The sequence below is a fragment of the Bradyrhizobium sacchari genome, assembly GCF_002068095.1.
Classification (GTDB): domain Bacteria; phylum Pseudomonadota; class Alphaproteobacteria; order Rhizobiales; family Xanthobacteraceae; genus Bradyrhizobium; species Bradyrhizobium sacchari.
In genome coordinates, this window is the sequence record NZ_LWIG01000013.1 from 123,371 (window position 1) to 141,750 (window position 18,380).

At 64.7% G+C, this 18,380-nt stretch carries 14 protein-coding genes; 8 read left to right on the forward strand and 6 right to left on the reverse strand.

Features of this window, described 5'->3' with window-relative positions; all coding sequences use genetic code 11:
• The first annotated feature begins 153 nt into the window (after window positions 1-153).
• Both A5906_RS17730 and A5906_RS17735 read left to right on the forward strand, forming a co-directional pair.
• Entirely contained in the window at window positions 154-3,333 is a 3,180-nt protein-coding gene (locus A5906_RS17730) for an efflux RND transporter permease subunit (RefSeq protein WP_080136676.1), read from the forward strand.
• A complete protein-coding gene (locus tag A5906_RS17735; RefSeq protein ID WP_080136677.1) occupies window positions 3,320-4,522 on the forward strand; it encodes an efflux RND transporter periplasmic adaptor subunit in 1,203 nt (400 codons plus the stop codon). Before A5906_RS17730 ends, A5906_RS17735 begins: the two co-directional genes overlap by 14 nt.
• A gap of 147 nt (window positions 4,523-4,669) precedes the next feature.
• Here A5906_RS17735 and A5906_RS17740 read toward each other — a convergent pair whose 3' ends face one another.
• Window positions 4,670-6,181: an acetyl-CoA acetyltransferase gene (locus A5906_RS17740; protein WP_080136678.1), complete on the reverse strand. Its 1,512-nt coding sequence runs from the start codon at window positions 6,179-6,181 to the stop codon at window positions 4,670-4,672.
• A 115-nt stretch (window positions 6,182-6,296) separates the two neighbouring features.
• A complete protein-coding gene (locus tag A5906_RS17745) occupies window positions 6,297-7,430 on the reverse strand; it encodes a nitronate monooxygenase (RefSeq protein ID WP_080136679.1) in 1,134 nt (377 codons plus the stop codon).
• Between the two features lie 255 nt (window positions 7,431-7,685).
• Between A5906_RS17745 and A5906_RS17750 the strand changes: the two genes are divergently transcribed.
• Both A5906_RS17750 and yghU read left to right on the forward strand, forming a co-directional pair.
• Window positions 7,686-9,341: a flavin-containing monooxygenase gene (locus tag A5906_RS17750; protein WP_080136680.1), complete on the forward strand. Its 1,656-nt coding sequence runs from the start codon at window positions 7,686-7,688 to the stop codon at window positions 9,339-9,341.
• A gap of 232 nt (window positions 9,342-9,573) precedes the next feature.
• Window positions 9,574-10,449: a glutathione-dependent disulfide-bond oxidoreductase gene (gene yghU / locus A5906_RS17755; RefSeq protein ID WP_080136681.1), complete on the forward strand. Its 876-nt coding sequence runs from the start codon at window positions 9,574-9,576 to the stop codon at window positions 10,447-10,449.
• 169 nt (window positions 10,450-10,618) lie between these two features.
• Here the strand turns inward: yghU and A5906_RS17760 are convergent, their stop codons facing one another.
• The 3 genes from A5906_RS17760 to A5906_RS17770 all read right to left on the reverse strand — a co-directional run bounded on the left by A5906_RS17760 (window position 10,619) and on the right by A5906_RS17770 (window position 13,481).
• Window positions 10,619-11,896: an acyl-CoA dehydrogenase family protein gene (locus tag A5906_RS17760; protein WP_035709193.1), complete on the reverse strand. Its 1,278-nt coding sequence runs from the start codon at window positions 11,894-11,896 to the stop codon at window positions 10,619-10,621.
• Window positions 11,897-12,212: 316 nt separating this feature from the next.
• On the reverse strand, window positions 12,213-12,593 hold the full coding sequence (locus A5906_RS17765) for a VOC family protein (RefSeq protein ID WP_080136682.1): 381 nt from the start codon (window positions 12,591-12,593) through the stop codon (window positions 12,213-12,215).
• 108 nt (window positions 12,594-12,701) lie between these two features.
• A complete protein-coding gene (locus tag A5906_RS17770) occupies window positions 12,702-13,481 on the reverse strand; it encodes an SDR family NAD(P)-dependent oxidoreductase (protein WP_080136683.1) in 780 nt (259 codons plus the stop codon).
• A 166-nt stretch (window positions 13,482-13,647) separates the two neighbouring features.
• On the opposite strand from A5906_RS17770, the gene A5906_RS17775 reads away from it, so the two are divergent.
• The 3 genes from A5906_RS17775 to A5906_RS17785 are packed head-to-tail and all read left to right on the forward strand — an operon-like array spanning window position 13,648 to window position 15,800.
• Complete coding sequence (locus A5906_RS17775; RefSeq protein WP_080136871.1) at window positions 13,648-14,436, forward strand: enoyl-CoA hydratase/isomerase; 789 nt, start codon at window positions 13,648-13,650, stop codon at window positions 14,434-14,436.
• A complete protein-coding gene (locus A5906_RS17780; RefSeq protein WP_080136684.1) occupies window positions 14,433-15,419 on the forward strand; it encodes a phosphotransferase family protein in 987 nt (328 codons plus the stop codon). The genes A5906_RS17775 and A5906_RS17780 overlap by 4 nt, the downstream gene beginning before the upstream one ends.
• Window positions 15,420-15,422: 3 nt before the next feature.
• Window positions 15,423-15,800, forward strand: a complete 378-nt coding sequence (locus A5906_RS17785) for a DUF6285 domain-containing protein (protein ID WP_080136685.1) — start codon at window positions 15,423-15,425, stop codon at window positions 15,798-15,800.
• Window positions 15,801-15,973: 173 nt separating this feature from the next.
• Here the strand turns inward: A5906_RS17785 and A5906_RS17790 are convergent, their stop codons facing one another.
• Complete coding sequence (locus A5906_RS17790) at window positions 15,974-16,753, reverse strand: enoyl-CoA hydratase-related protein (protein ID WP_080136872.1); 780 nt, start codon at window positions 16,751-16,753, stop codon at window positions 15,974-15,976.
• A gap of 213 nt (window positions 16,754-16,966) precedes the next feature.
• Here A5906_RS17790 and A5906_RS17795 point away from each other — a divergent pair, with 213 nt between their 5' ends.
• The gene (locus tag A5906_RS17795) at window positions 16,967-18,241 is read left to right on the forward strand and encodes an acyl-CoA dehydrogenase family protein (RefSeq protein WP_080136686.1); all 1,275 of its coding nucleotides are present in this window, start codon (window positions 16,967-16,969) and stop codon (window positions 18,239-18,241) included.
• The last annotated feature ends 139 nt before the right edge of the window (window positions 18,242-18,380 follow it).

Sequence of the window (18,380 nt, forward strand, 5' to 3'; positions counted from 1 at the left end):
AGCTGCGATGTTGATTCCGCAGTGCGGTAGCAGGGAAGTGAATGCAGGATAGTTCTGGTCATTAGCGTTTCCGGCGGTGCTCGGGTAAAGGGGACAGAGGATCCCCATGGGGGCGGATTCCGTATCCCTGCCTGACCTGGAATAGCCTGGCGCATGATTGCTCTGGTCCGTATTGCCCTGAGCCGGCCCTATACGTTTGTCGTGCTCGCGCTCCTGCTCCTGATCATCGGACCGCTCGCGGCGATGCGGACGCCGACCGACATCTTCCCGGACATCCGCATCCCCGTGATCGGCGTGGTCTGGCAGTACACCGGCCTGCCGCCGGACCAGATGTCCGGCCGCATCACCACGCCGTTCCAGCGCGCGCTGACGACGACGGTGAACGACATCGAGCACATCACGGCCACTTCCTATAACGGCTTTGGCATCATCAAGATCTTCTTCCAGCCGAACGTCGACATCCGCACCGCCAATGCCCAGGTCACCGCGATCTCGCAGACGCTGCTCAAGCAGATGCCGCCGGGCGCAACGCCGCCCTTGATCCTGAACTACTCCGCCTCGACCGTGCCGATCATCCAGGTGGCGCTGTCGGGCGACGGCCTCACCGAGCAGAACCTTGCCGACATCGGCATCAATCAGCTCCGCACGCCGCTGGTCACCGTGCCGGGGGCGGCGATCCCGTATCCGTTCGGCGGCAAGCAGCGCCAGGTCCAGATTGACCTCGATCCGACCGCGCTCCAGGCCCGCGGCCTGTCAGGCCAGGACGTCGCCAATGCGCTGGCGGCCCAGAACCTGATCACGCCGGTCGGCACCCAGAAGATCGGCCAGTTCGAATACAACATCCAGCTCAACAATTCGCCGCTCCGGATCGACGAGCTCGGCAATCTGCCGATCAAGACCATCAACGGTGCCATGGTCTATGTGCGCGACGTCGCGACCGCGCGCGACGGCAATCCGCCGCAGACCAACATCGTCCATGTCGACGGCAACCGTTCGGTGCTGATGATGGTGCTGAAGGCGGGCGCGACCTCGACGCTCGATATCATCGCCGGCATCAAGCAGAAGGTGATCGAGGTCAGGGACCAGTTGCCCGACGCCCTGAAGATCGGCTTCATCGGCGACCAGTCCGTGTTCGTCCGCGGCGCGATTGAAGGCGTTGCCTTCGAGGGCGTGATCGCGGCGCTGCTGACCAGCGTCATGATCCTCTTGTTCCTCGGCAGCTGGCGCTCGACCATCATCATCGCGGTCTCGATCCCGCTCTCGGTGCTGGGTGCCATCATCATGCTGTCGGCGATCGGCGAGACGCTGAACATCATGACGCTCGGCGGCCTCGCGCTCGCGGTCGGCATCCTCGTCGACGACGCCACGGTCACGATCGAGAACATCAACTACCATCTGGAGCAGGGCAAGCCGGTCGAGCAGTCGATCCTCGACGGCGCCAACCAGATCGTGACGCCGGCCTTCGTCTCGCTGCTCTGTATCTGCATCGTGTTCGTGCCGATGTTCTTCCTCACCGGCGTCGCACGGTTCCTGTTCGTGCCGATGGCGGAAGCCGTGATGTTCGCGATGATCTGGTCGTTCATCCTGTCGCGCACCCTGGTGCCGACAATGGCGAACTATCTGCTCAAGGCCCATGTTCATCACGAAGGCGCCCCGCCGAAGTCGCGCAATCCGTTTGTCTGGTTCCAGCGCGGCTTCGAGGCACGGTTCGAGCGCATCCGGAGCGGCTATCGCGGCTTGCTCGGCCTCGCGCTGGCGCACCGCGCCGTATTCGTGATCGGTTTCCTCTGCGTGGTCGGCGCGTCCTTCGCGCTGGTGCCGTTCCTCGGCCGCAACTTCTTCCCCGCTGTCGATGCAGGCAACATCCTGATGCATGTCCGCACGCAAGTCGGCACCCGCGTCGAGGAGACCGCCAACCAGCTCGCCGACGTGCAGAAGGCGGTGCGCAAGCTGATCCCGGGCGAGATCGAGACCATGACCGACAACATCGGCATGCCGATCTCCGGCATCAACATGACCTACAACAACACCGGCGTGATCGGCCCGCAGGACGGCGACATCCAGATCAAGCTGAAGGAAGGCCACAAGCCGACCGAGGAGCATGTGAAGGTGCTGCGTGAGCAGCTCCCGAGGCTCTTTCCCGGCGTCAGCTTCGCCTTCCTGCCGGCCGACATCGTCAGCCAGATCCTGAATTTCGGCGCACCGGCGCCGATCGACCTGCAGATCCGCGGCGCTAATCTTGCCGCCAACTTCGCTTACGCCAACAGCCTGCTGGCGAAGGTCCGACGCATTCCGGGCGTTGCCGATGCGCGCATACAGCAATCGCCGAGCAACCCGACCTTCAACATCGACGTCGACCGCACCCGCGCCCAATATGTCGGCCTGACCGAGCGCGACGTCACCAACAGCCTCGTGGTCAATCTAGCCGGCTCCTCGCAGGTCGCGCCGACCTATTACCTCAATCCCGAAAACGGCGTGTCCTACTCGATCGTGATGCAGACGCCGCAATACCAGATCGACTCGCTCAGCGCGCTGCAGACACTGCCGATCACGGCTGCCGGCAACGCGCAGTCGCCGATCCTCGGCGGCATCGCCGACATCAAGCGCTCGACCTCCAGCGCGGTGGTGTCGCAATACGACATCCAGTCGATGGTGCAGATCTTTGCGACGACCTCCGGGCGCGATCTCGGCGCGGTCGCCGCCGACATCCGGAAATTGATTGCCGACACCGCGAAGGAGGTGCCGAAGGGCTCATCCGTGGTGCTGCTCGGCCAGGTGCAGACCATGAACAGCGCCTTCACCGGCCTCCTGTTCGGCCTGCTCGGGGCCGTCGTATTGATCTACTTCCTGATCGTCGTGAACTTCCAGTCCTGGTCCGATCCTTTCGTGATCATCACGGCGCTGCCGGCCGCGCTCGCAGGCATCGTCTGGATGCTGTTCGCGACGGAGACCACGCTGTCGGTCCCGGCGCTCACCGGCGCGATCATGTGCATGGGCGTTGCCACCGCCAACAGCGTGCTCGTGATCTCCTTCGCGCGCGAGCGTTACGAGGAGCTCGGCGATCCCGTCGCCGCGGCACTCGAAGCCGGCTTCGTCCGGTTCCGCCCCGTCCTGATGACCGCGCTCGCCATGATCATCGGCATGGCGCCGATGGCGCTCGGGCTGGGCGAGGGCGGCGAGCAGAATGCGCCGCTCGGCCGTGCCGTGATCGGTGGCCTGATCTTTGCAACCTTCGCCACGCTGATGTTCGTTCCCGTGGTGTTCAGCATGGTCCACAAGAAACAAGGCGCCAAAGCCGCCGCCTCATTGGAGACCCCGCATGTCGCCCACTGAATCCCGCCCTGTGGTGTCGCACCGGAAACTCGGCATTTTCGGCGTGGCGGCGCTGATTGCTGCGGGCCTTGTCGTCGGCACCGGCATCCGCGCCCGCGAGGAGCAGGGCAGCAGGCTGAAGGAATGGACCGATGATCAGGCGGTTCCCAGCGTTGCAATCACCCTGCCGAATGCCAAGGCTCTCAACGCGACCATCGATCTGCCAGGACGGCTCGAGGCCTATTATCGGGCGCCGATCTTCGCCCGCGTGAGCGGCTATCTCAAAAGCTGGAACGCCGATATCGGCGCCCGCGTCAAGGCAGGGCAGGTGATCGCAGAAATCGAGGCGCCGGATCTCGACCAGCAGCTGCTTCAGGCCCGTGCCGACCTCGCCAGCCAGCAGGCCAGCGCCAGGTTGTCGGAAGCAACGCTGAGCCGCCGCAAGACGCTGATCGCCTCCAACTTCGTCTCCGCGCAGGAGATCGACGAGCGTACCGCCGATCTCTCCAACAAGAACGCCGCCGTCAATTCGGGCAAGGCCAATGTCGAGCGGCTGGAAGCGCTAGCCGGCTACAAGAAGATCACGGCGCCGTTCGACGGCGTGGTGACGGCGCGCGACACCGATGTCGGCGCGCTGATCAATGCCGGAGGCGGCTCGGGCCCGGCGATGTTCGTCATCTCCGACATCACCAAGCTGCGCGTCTACGTCAACGTGCCTCAGAACTACGTGCCGGCGATCAGGATCGGTGCCAAGGCGACGATCGCGCTGCCGGAGTATCCGAACCGGACCTTCCAGGCGACGGTGGAGGCCTCTTCGCAAGCCGTCGACGTCGCTTCCGGCACCACGCGCATGCAGCTCGGGCTCGACAATTCCAGCGGTGAGCTGATGCCCGGCGGCTATGCCAGCGTGAAGCTGAACCTCCAGCGCGACTCCGCGCCGCTCAGCATCCCCGCCAGCGCCCTGATCTTCAACGGGAGCGGCCTGCGCGTTGCGACCGTCGGGGCGGACGACAAGGTGCTGTTCAAGACGGTGACGATCGCCCGCGACCTCGGCCGCGAGATCGAGCTCGCCTCGGGTGTCGCGCCGGACGATCGCGTCATCACCGCCCCGCCGGACGGCCTCGCGGACGGCGACCAGGTCCGCGTGACCGGTGCCGGCGCCAAGGGCAAACCGGCGACGGCGTCGGAGAAGCAGCCGCCGAAGAGCTGAGGCGCAGTCTCGCGCCCCGGACGCAGCGCAGCACGAAGTGGTGCGCTGCTGAGCCGGGCCCATCTCTCCCCGTGTTCTAGTGCAGCTTTCCGGGTCAAGGCCCTGCGGAGCGGCATTGCATGCCGCACCGCGTCCGGGACGCGAGACCTACGCCACCCGCCACTCCGGGACGCTATCAGCCGCCATCGTGATCTCGCCGAGCGAGCCCACCGGCGTCCGATCCATGTTGAGTAGATGTTGCAGCGTCGCGCTATCGCTCGCCGGAATGCGCGCCAGCGTGCGCCGGTCATCCGCTGTCCGCAGCATCACCACGCCGTGCTCGACATTACCGCCACGGCCATAGAGCACGGTAAAGCTCTCGACCTTGCCTTTGCCCGAGGCCTCCGTCACGAACTCAGGCACCGCGCGCTTGTTGCGGTCGGCCTCACCTTGCACGCTGGTCTCCTGCGCCAGCGCCTCGCGCGGCGGCGTCCTCGAGACCACCAGCGCGTGATGCTTGGTGACGAAGCCGCCCTGTCCATAGAGCAGGCCCAGCCTTGCGCCATTGCGCACACGCCGCACCATCGCGCAGGCCGCGTGCGTCATGTAGGTATTGAGCGGCGCGCCGAAGAAGGTGAGACCGCCGGTCACGGTCGGCTGCACGTCGGGACCCAAGCCCAATGTCCGTCTCGCCATCTTGGGGACGCAGGGAAAGCAGCTGTAGAGCTCGATCGCGTCGAAGGCCTTGCCGCCGGCGAGATCCATCACCGCTTTCAGCACTGCATTCTGCGGATGGCTCTCGTAGAACTGGTCGCGCAAGAGATAGTCGCGCGGTTCCTCGGCCGAGGCGCCGCCGAGCGGATAGACAAGCCTGTCTTCCGCGATACCCGCCGCGCGCGCCTTGGCGAGGCTGGTGAGCAGCAGCGCGCCCCCCATGTTGACGCTGGGATTGGCGACCATGAGCTTGTTGTAGGGCCAGGCAATCAGCCGGTTGTCGGCGGTCGGCGTCGTGATCTCCTCCGGCGCATAGCGCCGCTTCAGCCAGGCATTGGGGTTTTGCGCGGCGGCTTCCGAATAGCGCGACCACAGCGTCCCCGATTCCGCCATCGCCTCGCGTGGCGTCTGGCCCCAATGCGCGGAGGAGGCGGCTTCATAGAACGGATAGACCGTGACGGGCCGGAACACGCCGAGCTTGACCGCCAAGGGCTTCTGGAACGCCGCGCCGCGCTTGGGCTCCTCGACATCATGGGCGAACGGCGTCCATGGCAATTTTTCCCCGGCGCGCTCCGCCTTGGTCGCGGTCGACTGCGCCTCCGCGCCGCAGATCGCGGCGACGGTGCATTCGCCGCGCGCGATGCGCTTGGCCGCCTCGTGGATATAGCGGATCGGGCTCTCGCCGCCGACCGGGCCGTAATAGCAATGCGCAGGCGCGACGCCAAGGCGTTGTGCCAAAAGCTTCTCCGGATCGCGATAGCGCCAGCTCAGGAAATTGACGACGTCGAGCGACTGCACCTCGCCGAGCAGCTTTGCGCCGGCATCAGCCTCGGCACGGCGCAGCGCCTGCTCGAGCAGATCGAGCGGCTCGAGGCCCTCGGTGATTTCCTTGGGACGGTCGACGATCTCGCCGATGCCGACGATGACGGGGATGCGGTCTTCGGGAATAGTGGTCTTATCTGTCATGCTTCAATTCACGATGTCAGTTGTTTCGTCATTGCGAGCGCAGCGAAGCAATCCAGGATCTTTCCGCAGAGGCAGTCTGGATTGCTTCGCTGCGCTCGCAATGACGATGTGGATGCTACTCCGCCACCAGCGCATTCATGTGCTCGACGGCTTCGGCAAAATCTTCCTTGAACTCCTGCACCACCGCGCCCGCCGACTTCACGCTGTCGATCAGGCCGACGCCCTGGCCGACAAAGTAGCTGACGAGATCGCGCGCCTTGGCGTTCCCGGCCGCTGCCGCGCGATCGATCGCGTTGAAGGCGTCGCGGCTGACGATGCTTTGCAGTGGCATTGGCAGTGCGCCGGGGCTCTCCGGCGCGCGATCCCAGGCATCGGTCCAGACCGAGCGGAGCTGCCGCGCCGGCTTGCCGGTGCGGCCCTTCGAGCGCACTGCATCGCGCGAGGACGCCGCGATCATCTTCTCACGGAAGATTTCCGTGGTCTCGGCCTCGACCGTGGCAAGCCATACCGAGCCGGTCCAGGCGCCGGCCGCGCCCATCGCCATGCAGGCCGCCATCTGCCGGCCCGTCATGATGCCACCGGCCGCCAGCACCGGCACGTCGCGGATGGGCTTGATGGCCTTGATCACCTCCGGCACCAGCACCATGGTCGAGACCTCGCCGCAATGGCCGCCGGCCTCGGTGCCCTGCACCACGAGGATGTCGACGCCGGCCGCGACCTGGCGCAGCGCATGCTCCTTGGCGCCGACGAGCGCCGCGACCGGCACGCCGTGCTTCTTGCCCATCTCGATCATCGCCTTCGGCGGCACGCCCAGCGCATTGGCGATCAGCCGGATCGGATGATTGAAGGACACCTCGAGCAATTGAAGCGCAGTCTTGCCGTCGAATGGCTGCGGCTGGTTGTCGGCCACTTCGGTGGTGGTCAGCTCGATGTCGTATTTCTTCAGAAGATCGCGGGTGTAGTTGCGGTGCTCTTGCGGCACGCGCGCCTCCAGGCTCTTCCAGGTGACGTCCTTCTCGCCTGCTGTGGAGATGTTCTCGGGGATCAGCACGTCGATGCCGTAGGGCTTGCCGTCGACGTGATCGTCGATCCATGTCAGCTCGCGTTCGAGCGTATCGGGCGTGTGCACCGTGGCACCTAGCACGCCGAAGCCGCCGGCGCGGCTGACGGCGGCGACGACGTCGCGGCAATGGCTGAAGGCGAAGAGCGGGAACTCGATGCCCAGCATGTCGCAAATCGGCGATTTCATGGTTCTCTCCCGGCGGCCGCCTTCGCGTTGCTGTTATTGCTTTCCCTGCGAAGGCCGTTCGACGCTAGCTTATCAGCATCTGCGATGCCATGCCGGATTCGCTCGCGCATCTTGCGTGCAGGCGCCATGTGCCGGACAGCCATTCCGCTGCACAAAATATGCGGGTCTGGGCCCGCCGATTTGCCTCTTGCGCTTCGGCATGCCCCGGAGAATGCTGGCGCACAACAACAGAAAACAACGAGGGAGCGCCAACCGATGTCGCCAGCGCAGTCGAGTCCGGCCGAGGCCGCGGAGACCTACGATGTTGTCGTCGTCGGCGCGGGCTTTGCCGGCATGTACATGCTGCATCGCCTGCGCGGGCTCGGCTTCTCGGCGCGCGTCTATGAGCAGGGTAGCGGCGTCGGCGGCACCTGGTACTGGAACCGCTATCCCGGCGCGCGCTGCGATGTCGAGAGCATGCAATATTCCTACTCCTTCTCGGAGGAACTCCAGCAGGAATGGGACTGGAGCGAGCGCTACGCGCCGCAGGCAGAGATTCTGAAATACGCCAACCATGTCGCCGATCGTTTCGATCTGCGCCGCGACATCCAGTTCGATACCCGGGTTGAGCGGGCCGTGTTCGACGAGCAAGCAAAGCGCTGGTCGGTGACCATCTCGGACGGCAGGACGGTTCAGGCGCAGTTCGTCGTGCTCGCCACCGGCTGCCTCTCGAACGCGCGCAAGCCCGACATCGAGGGCCTCGAAGACTTCAAGGGTCCCGTCTATCACACCGGCAATTGGCCGCATGAAGACGTCGACTTCACGGGCCTGCGCGTCGGCCTGATCGGGACGGGATCGTCAGGCATCCAGTCGGCCCCCATCATCGCCAAGCAGGCGAAACATCTCACCGTATTCCAGCGCACGGCGAATTTCTCGATCCCCGCTCGTAACGCAGCGCTCACCGCCGGGGAGCGCGATGCGTTTCGCAAGAACTATCCCCAGATCCGCCGCTTCGCCCGCGAGGTCGCACGCAACGGCATCTATGCCGAGCAGCCCGATCGCGGCGCGCTCGACGACAGCGACGAGACGAGGCACGGCAAATACGAGAAGCGTTGGGAGCGTGGCGGTCTCACCTTCATGTATGTCTACAACAATCTCGGTCTCGACCGGGCTGCGAACGACACCGCCGCCAGCTATGTTCGCGGCAAGATCGCCGAGATCGTGAAGGACCCCGAGACCGCGAAGCTGCTCCAGCCCAAAAGCCATCCGATCGGCACCAAGCGCATCTGCATCGACACGGACTACTACAAGACCTTCAACCGGCCGAACGTTTCGCTCGTCGACATCAAGACCAGTCCGATTCAAGAGATCACAGCGCATGCGGTTCGCGTCGCGGGGAAGGACCACGAGGTCGACGCGCTGGTGTTGGCGACCGGCTTCGACGCCATGACCGGCTCCGTCGCCAGGATCGACATTCGCGGTCCCGGCGGGCAGACGCTCAACGGGAAATGGGCGGAGGGTCCAAAAACCTATCTCGGCCTGATGAGCGCGGGCTTTCCAAATCTCTTCATCATCACTGGCCCTGGCAGCCCATCGGTGCTCTCGAACATGATCGTGTCAATCGAGCAGCATGTCGACTGGATCGCCGATTGCCTCGTCCACATGCGCAGGCATGGGCTTGCAACCATGGAGGCGGGCAGGGACGCGGAGGAGAGATGGGTCGCCCACGTCAACGAGGTCGCCCAGGGCACGCTCTATCCGCAAGCCAATTCCTGGTACATGGGCGCCAACATCCCGGGCAAGCCGCGCATCTTCATGCCCTATATCGGCGGCGTCGGCACTTACCGGCGGATCTGCGACGAGGTCGCGGCGAAGGGATATGAGGGGTTCGTGATGGGACGGATAGAGCAGCCGCAGGCGGCGGCGTCATAGAGGCTGTCATTCCGGGGCTCGCGTCAGCGAGGGCCCGGGATCCATTTCTCAGAGCATTCCTGGCGCTGCGATGGATTCCGGGCTCGCCCTGGGGGCGCCCCGGAATGACGTCGGGGAGGGGTGCCATGACGAAAAGCAGAGTTTCCCCGCCCGGCAATGCATTTGGGCACCCTTGTCATTGGCCATCTCAGGGCTAATTAATGCAGGCGCATCTTTCCGCCGGAGCCCCCGCATGACCGACGCCCCCGCCTACGAGCCGCCCAAAGTCTGGACCTGGAACAAGGAGAATGGCGGGCAGTTCGCCAGCATCAACCGGCCCATCGCCGGCCCCACTCACGACAAGGAGCTGCCGGTCGGCAAGCATCCCCTCCAGCTCTATTCGCTGGCGACGCCGAACGGGGTGAAGGTCACGGTGATGCTGGAGGAGCTGCTGGCGCTCGGCCACAAGGGGGCCGAATACGACGCCTGGCTGATCAGGATCGGCAACGGCGACCAGTTCGGCAGCGGCTTTGTCGACATCAACCCGAATTCGAAAATCCCCGCGTTGATGGACCGCTCCGGTCCGGAGCCGATCCGCGTGTTCGAGTCCGGCTCGATCCTGCTCTACCTGGCCGAGAAGTTCGGCGCCTTCCTGCCCAAGGACATCAAGGCCCGCACGGAGGCCATGTCCTGGCTATTCTGGCAGATGGGCAGCGCGCCCTATCTCGGCGGCGGTTTCGGCCATTTCTACGCCTATGCGCCGTTCAAGATCGAATACGCCATCGACCGCTTCGCGATGGAAACCAAGCGTCAGCTCGACGTGCTCGACCGCCGCCTCGCCGACAACGAATATCTCGCGGGCAAGGACTACACCATCGCCGATATCGCGGTGTGGCCATGGTACGGCGCATTGGCCAAGGGCTTGGTCTACGGCGCCGGCGAATTTTTGTCAGTGCAGGACTACAAGAACGTACAGCGCTGGACCGACCAGATCGCACAGCGCCCGGCCGTGAAGCGCGGCCGCATGGTCAATCGTGTCTCCGGCGATCCCGCCAGCCAGCTCCACGAGCGCCACGACGCCAGCGATTTCGAGACCAAGACGCAGGACAAGCTCGCGCTCGCGACGTAGGGCGGCGCTTTCTTCGCCTCTCCCCGCCTGCGGGGAGAGGCCGATTGCATCGAAGTGCAATCCGGGTGAGGGGGGTCTCCGCGACTCCGACTGTCACCGTCCGTGCGGAGACTCCCCCTCACCCTGACCCTCTCCCCGCAAGCGGGGAGAGGGGAAAGAGAGAAGCCACTCACGCCATGCTCAGCTCGTGGCGTCCGACCACCATCCAGTGCACCTCGTCTGGACCGTCGGCGAAGCGCAGGTGACGGACGTCCTGGTACATCTCGGCGAGCGGGGTCCAGTGCGAGATGCCGGTGGCGCCGTGCATCTGGATCGCCTGGTCGATGATCTTGCAGGCGCGCTCGGGCACCATGGCCTTGACCATGGAAACCCAGACGCGGGCTTCCTTGTTGCCGAGCACGTCCATCGCCTTGGCCGCCTTCAGCACCATCAGCCGCATCGCCTCGATCTCGCAGCGCGCCTGCGCGATGATCTGCATGTTGCCGCCGAGATGGGCGATCTTCTTGCCGAAGGCTTCGCGGGTGAGGCCACGCTGCACCATCAGATCGAGCGCCTTCTCGGCCTTGCCGATGGTGCGCATGCAGTGATGGATGCGGCCCGGGCCGAGGCGGAGCTGCGAGATCTCGAAGCCGCGGCCCTCGCCGAGCAGCATGTTCTCCTTCGGGACTCGGACGTTGTTGAAGCGCATGTGCATGTGGCCGCGCGGGGCGTGGTCCTGGCCGAACACATACATGGGGCCGAGCACCTCGACGCCGGGCGTGTCGCGCGGCACCAGGATCTGCGACTGCTGCTTGCTCGGCGCCGCGTCCGGGTTGGTCTTCACCATCACGATGAGGATCTTGCAGCGGGGATCGCCAAGGCCCGAGATGTAGTACTTCTCGCCGTTGATGACCCATTCGTCGCCGACGAGCTTGGCGGTCGTCGATATGTTCTTGGCATCGGAGGAGGCGACGTTCGGCTCGGTCATGACGTAGGCGGAGCGGATCTCGCCATTGAGCAGCGGCTTCAGCCATTTCTCCTTCTGCTCCTTGGTGCCGACGCGCTCCAACACCTCCATGTTGCCGGTGTCGGGCGCCGAGCAGTTCATGGTCTCGGACGCCAGCGGGCTCTTGCCGAGCTCGGCGGCGATATAGGCATAGTCGAGATTCTTCAGGCCCTGGCCGGTCTCGTCATCGGGCAGGAAGAAATTCCACAGGCCCTCCTGCTTGGCCTTGTTCTTGGCCTTCTCCAGCACCTCGAGCTGCTTCGGCGTGAAGCTCCAGCGATCCTCCTTGCCTTCGCCTGCCTTGGCGAACTCGATCGACATCGGCTCGACGGTGTCGCGGATGAACTTCTTGACGTGATCGTAGAGCGGCCGGACCTGGTCCGACATGCGCAGATCGTTGAGCTCGTCGCCCGGATTGAGGGTGTAGTTGGTGGTGCGGGGAATGTAGGTGTGTTTTGTCATTGTTCCTCCCGGGGACGCTGAGTTCATGTTGGCCGCGAGAATAGTCGCAGCGATGCCAAAGTGCGAGCGCGGATTCTCACGAGGGACCATGCCACGCTATGGAATATCGCGAGAGCGTTTGAAATGTTGTTTGAATGGGCGAGATCTCTCACCGACGTCGTCCCGGACAAGCGCGCCTCAAGCGCTCGTAGATCCGGGACCCATACGCCGCAGCAATCGTTTTACGAACGCTCGGAGTTGCCCGCTGGCGCCATAACCACTCCCTGTGGTTATGGGTCCCGGCGTTCGCCGGGACGACACTGAGTGCGTGGCCGGATCAGCTCGCCATCCGGTGCATCGCGCAGATCTTGTTGCCGTCGAGATCACGCAAGTAAGCGAGATAGAGCTTGTTGCCTGCGCCCTCGCGGATGCCGGGCGGATTCTCGATCGGCGTTCCGCCGGCCGCGACGCCGGCAGCGTGCCACTTGTCGACCTGCTCGGGCGAGTTGGCGGCAAAGCCGATGGTGCCGCCGTTCGCGCAGGTCGCCGGCTCGCCGTTGATCGGTTTGGTCACCGAGAACACGCCGGTCTTGGTGAAGTAGAAGATGCGATGGCCGTCGACCTTGGCCGGGCGCACATCGAGTGTGCTCAGCAGGCTGTCGTAGAACGCCTTGGCCTTGTCCAGGTCGTTGGTGCCGATCATGATGTGTGAGAACATTTGCCCATTCCCCTCAGAGTCTGTAGCCCGGATGGAGCGTAGCGAAATCCGGGTCGTGCCTGCTTCTCAAAGTCCCGGATTGCGCTTGGCTCCATCCGGGCTAAGAAATCAGAACGCCGTGTAGCCGCCGTCGATCACGAACGTGTCCGCGGTGTGATAGGACGACGCCTTGCTCATCAGGTAGACGGCGATGCCGCCGAAATCGGAGGCTTCGCCGAAGCGGCGCTGCGGAATCCGCGGCATCACGTTGGCGACGAATTTTTCATTGCCCATGAGGCCCGCGGTCATGTCGCTCTTGATCCAGCCAGGCAGGATCGCGTTGGCCGTGACGCCGTGCCGCGCCAGCTCGACGCCGAGCGCGCGCACCAGCGCGTTGATGGCAGCCTTGGTCGCGGCGTAGTGCTCGTTGCGCGCGGTGCCGAAGATTGAGGCGAGGCTCGAGGTCGCAACCAGCCGGCCGAAGGGATCGCCGGCATTGGCGCGATCGACCATATGTCGCGCGGCGGCCTGGAAAGCGTGAAATACACCGTCGAGATTGGTCGCGAACATCGAACTCCATTCCTCCTCGGTGCGCTCGATGAAGGAGCGCCGGCCGCCGCCGCCGATACCTGCGTTGGCAAAGCAGCCGTCGACCCGGCCGAAGGTATCGATCGTCGCCTTCATGGCTGCATTGACCGAGGCCGGATCAGTGACGTCGCAGACCCGGGTCTCGACCTTGCCCGAGAGCCCGGCCATGCTCGCGGCAGCAGCCTTGTTCTTGTCAGGGTTGCGGCCCCAGATCGAGACGTTGCAGCCTTGGCCGGCGAGCGCCTGCGCGATGCCGAGCCCGATGCCGCCATTGCCGCCGGTGATCACGGCCACGCGGCCGGAAAGGTCGAAAAGATTCATGGCGCGTTTCCTAGTCTTGCTGTGAGGCGCATCAGCCGCTGCGCGCAAGATTGCTTGCTATGCTCCGATCACCATGGACAAGACCGCGCCAAAAATCAAATATGCGCCCCGGAGACAGGCAAATTCCGGTCTGCGAAACATCGCGGCCGCAACTGACGAGGAAACAATGCAGTTCAAGCACGTCACGCTCGATTTCGATGGTTCGGTCGCGATCCTCAGGCTCGACCATCAGGAGGTGATGAACGCGGTCTCCGTCGACATGCTCGGCGGCCTCGCCGAGGCGCTCGATACGATCGAGGAGAAGAAGGACGAGGTGCGCTGCGTCGTGCTGACGGGTGCGGGCCGCGCCTTCTGCACCGGCGCGAACCTCCAGGGCCGCAACAACCAGTCGAAGAAGACGAAGGCGGGCCTGACGCTGGAGACCGGCTTTCACCCGTTCCTGCGCCGCATCCGCAACCTGCACTGCCCCATCATCACCGCAGTCAATGGCCCCGCGGCGGGCGCAGGCATGAGCTTCGCGCTGCTCGGCGACATGATCCTGTGCGCGCGGTCCTCTTACTTTCTTCAAGCGTTCCGCCGCATCGGCCTGGTGCCGGATTGCGGCTCGACCTGGCTGCTGCCGCGCCTGATCGGCAAGGCGCGCTCGATCGAGCTGTCGCTGATGGGCGAGCGGCTTCCGGCCGAGAAGGCGCTGGAATGGGGCCTCGTCAACCGCGTCTATGACGACGCCGTGCTGATGGAGGAGGCGATGAAGCTCGCGCGCGAACTCGCCGCCGGTCCGACGGTGGCGCTGTCGCTGATCCGCAAGCTCTATTGGGATAGCCCGGAAAATTCCTTCGAGGATCAGCTCAACCTCGAATTCCAGTGCCAGCTCCGCGCCGGCGACACGCAAGACTTCCGCGAGGGCGTCGGCGCGTTCCTCGAGAAGCGGCCCGCGCAGTTCAAGGGCAAATGATCGAGGCCGCGCTTTCGCGCAGTGTCGCACGCTGGTACCCGGGCGCGACCGGCGTCACGGGTGCGGCAAAGCTGTCCGGCGGTGCCAGCCAGGAGACCTGGCGCTTCGACATCGTGCATCCCGATGGCGTGATCGGCGCGATCCTGCGCCGCTCGCCGAAGGGTTACGGCGCAGCGCCGACACGCGCAGCTGGCCTTGGCGCCGAGGCGCAGCTGATGCAGCTCGCGTTCGAGGCCGGCGTGCCTTCGCCGCGCGTGATGCATGTGCTGACGGCCGAGGATGAGCTCGGCACCGGCTTCATCATGCAGCGCGTCGAGGGCGAGACCATCGCCCGCAAGATCCTTCGCGATAAGGAGTACGCGGCAGCGCGGCCGCTGCTTGCGCGACAGATCGGCGGCATTCTCGCTGGCCTGCACAGGCTGCCGCTGGACAGATTGCCCGAGCTGCGCAGCCGTGGCGCCACCCAGGAGATCTCTGAGTTCGAGCGCGACTATCGCAGTCTGAACTGGCCGAAGCCGGTGTTCGAGCTGGCACTGCGCTGGCTGCGCGACCACGATCCCGGCCCCTCGGTCGAGACCACGCTGGTGCATGGCGATTTCCGCAACGGCAATCTCATCATCGGCCCCGACGGTGTCCGCGCCGTGCTCGACTGGGAGCTCGCCCATCTCGGTGACCCCATGGAGGATCTCGGCTGGGTCTGCGTCAACTCCTGGCGCTTCGGGGAGATCGACAAGCCCGTCGGCGGTTTTGGCTCGCGCGAGGAGCTGTTCGCAGGCTATGAGGCCGCCGGCCGCAAGGTCGATGCGGCGCGCGTAAAGTTCTGGGAAGTGATGGGCACGCTGCGCTGGGGCATCATGTGCGGCGGCATGATGCAGCGCTTTCGCGAGGGCCCCGACCATTCGATGGAGCGCGCCATGATCGGCCGCCGCGCCTCCGAGACCGAGATCGATCTGTTGCGGCTGCTGGCGCCACGCGGGAGTTGACACATGCAGGACGAGCCGACCCCGGTCGAACTGACCAAGTCAGTCGCCGACTTCCTTCGCAACGACATCACGCCGCTGATCTCCGGCCACCACGCCTTCAAGCTGCGTGTCGCCATCAACATCCTCGATCTCGTCACGCGGCAGCTGACGCAGGAGGCGGGGAGCGATGCGAAGGAGGTGGAGCGCCTGCGTGCGCTGCTCGGTGTTGACGGTTCGGTCACCGAACTCAATCGCGTTCTCGCCGATCGCATCTCAAAGGGTGAGGTCGATTTGGCAACGCCGGGCCTCGCCGAGCATCTGTGGGCGACCACGATGGACAAGCTCGCGGTGGATCAGCCGAACTACGCGTCATACAAGCGGGAGCTATCTCGGGGCGGTTAAGCCTGCCCCGTCATTGCGAGGAGCCCTTGCGACGAAGCAATCCGGACTGTCTCCGCGGCGGAATTCTGGATTGCTTCGCTGCGCTCGCAATGACGGTGCCGAGAGAGTGGCGCGGCTTTCTCCATTCGTGATTCCGGGTTCGCGCCTGTCGGCGCGACCCGGAATGACAGTGGCTACTTCCCCACCCATTTCGGCGGCCGCTTCTCCGAGAACGCCTTCGGGCCTTCGATGTAATCCTGCGAGGCCGCCATCGCCTGCACCGCCGGATAGTCGCGCTGCTCTGCAATCGCCTGCTCCAGCGACACGCCAAGACCCCGCTGGATCGCCTGCTTGGACGCGCGGATCGACATCGGCGAGTTCTTGCTGATCGTCTCCGCCCAGCGTAGCGCAGCGTTGAGCGCCTCGCCCTGGGGTACCACCTCGTTGACGAAGCCGAGCTCGAAACCTTCCCTGGCGCTGACATGGCGTGCGGTGAGGATCATGCCCATCGCGCGCTTCAGCCCGATCTGGCGCGGCAGGCGGTGCAGGCCGCCGGCAAGGGCGGCTAGTCCAACGCGCGGCTCGGGCAGGGCGAAGGTCGCATTCTCAGCGGCGATGATCAGGTCGCAGGCGAGCGCAATCTCGAAGCCGCCGCCCATGGCAACCCCGTTCACTGCGGCGATGATCGGCTTGTCGCAGTCGAAGCGTGAGGTGAGGCCGGCAAAGCCGCCCTTGTCCCAGCCGCGCTTGCCGCCGGCCGCCTGCCATTTCAGATCGTTGCCGGCGCAGAACGCCTTGTCACCGCTGCCTGTGACGACCGCGATCCACTGTTCGGGATCGGCGGAGAAATCGTCGAACACCTTCTGCAGCTCAAAATGCGCATCGGTGTGCAGCGCGTTGTAGACCTCGGGCCGCGACAGCGTGACGATGGTGATCGGCCCCTTGCGTTCGACCTTGGAAAATTTCAGCTCCATCGCGCGCTCCCGCATTTTCTTCTGAAGGAATATCGGTGTCATACTAGCGCGCGTCAGCGCCCCGGCACCATCGAATTGCGCGGGCGCGGCTTGCATGGCCGGCACGCCTCGGCTTGGTTGACTTGGCGATGCTCTTCTCACCTTAATCGTGCGAAGCGAAGACGCGCCTAGCGCCTTAACGCAAAACGACAAAATCAATCCGGGAGAGAGCCTGTGGATTTCTCATTGCCTGCCGATCTCGTCGCCTATCTCGGAGAGCTCGATCGTTTCATCGAGCGCGAGATCAAGCCGCTGGAGGAGGCGGACGACAATATCCGCTTCTTCGACCATCGCCGTGAATGGGCGCGCACCGATTTCGAGAATGGCGGCCTGCCGCGCCACGAATGGGAAGCGCTGCTGCGCAAGGCCAAGGATCTTGCGGATGCCGCCGGGCACCTGCGCTTTCCGGTGCCGAAGCAATATGGCGGCAGGGACGGCTCCAATCTCTGGATGGCCGTGATCCGCGAGCATTTTGCCGCAAAAGGTCTCGGGCTGCACAACGATCTCCAGAACGAGCATTCCATCGTCGGCAACTTCCCCGTCGTCACCATGCTCGACCGCTACGGGCGCGACGACCAGAAGGCGATGATCGACGGCTCGATCAGGGGCAAGTACCGCATCACCTTTGGCCTCACCGAGCCGCATCACGGCTCGGACGCCACCCACATGGAGACGCGCGCGGTGCCGGCGACGCGCGACAACGTCAAGGGCTGGATCATTAACGGCGAGAAGATGTGGACCACCGGCATGCACGTCGCCACCCACTGCGCGCTGTTCGCGCGCACGAGCGGCAATGCCGGCGATGCCCGCGGCATCACCTGCTTCCTGGTGCCGGCCAAGAGCCATGGCGTCAAGGTCGAGGAGTACATGTGGACCTTCAACATGCCGACCGACCATCCCCGCGTCAGCTTTACCGATGTCTTCGTGCCGGAGGACGCGCAGTTCGGCGAGGTCGGCCGCGGATTGTCGCTGGCGCAGTGCTTCGTCCACCAGAACCGCATTCGCCAGGCGGCGAGCTCGCTGGGCGCCGCCGTCTACTGCATCAATGAGAGCGTGAAATACGCGCGTGAACGAAAACCGTTCGGCAAGGCGCTGGCCGAAAATCAGGCGATCCAGTTCCCGCTGGTCGAGCTTGCGACGCAAGCCGAAATGCTGCGCCTCCTGATCCGCAAGACCGCCTGGGAGATGGACCAGCTCACCGAGGAGGAGATCGAGCGCACACTCTCCGACCGCGTCTCCATGTGCAACTATTTTGCAAACCGCCTCTGCTGCGAATCCGCCGACCGCGCCATGCAGGTCCATGGCGGCATGGGCTATTCACGCCACAAGCCGTTCGAGCACATCTACCGCCACCACCGCCGCTACCGCATCACCGAGGGCAGCGAGGAAATCCAGATGCGCAAGGTGGCGGGGTTCCTGTTCGGGTATATGGGGCCAGGGAAGCATTAATTGTTGTAGCGCTTTATCTCTCCCTACGGTCGTCCCTGCGAAGGCGGGGACCCATACCCCAGGGAGTAGTTTGGCGCGAGCCGGTCATTCCGAGTCTTCGCCAAACCACTTCCTATGGCTATGGGTCCCGGGCTCGCGC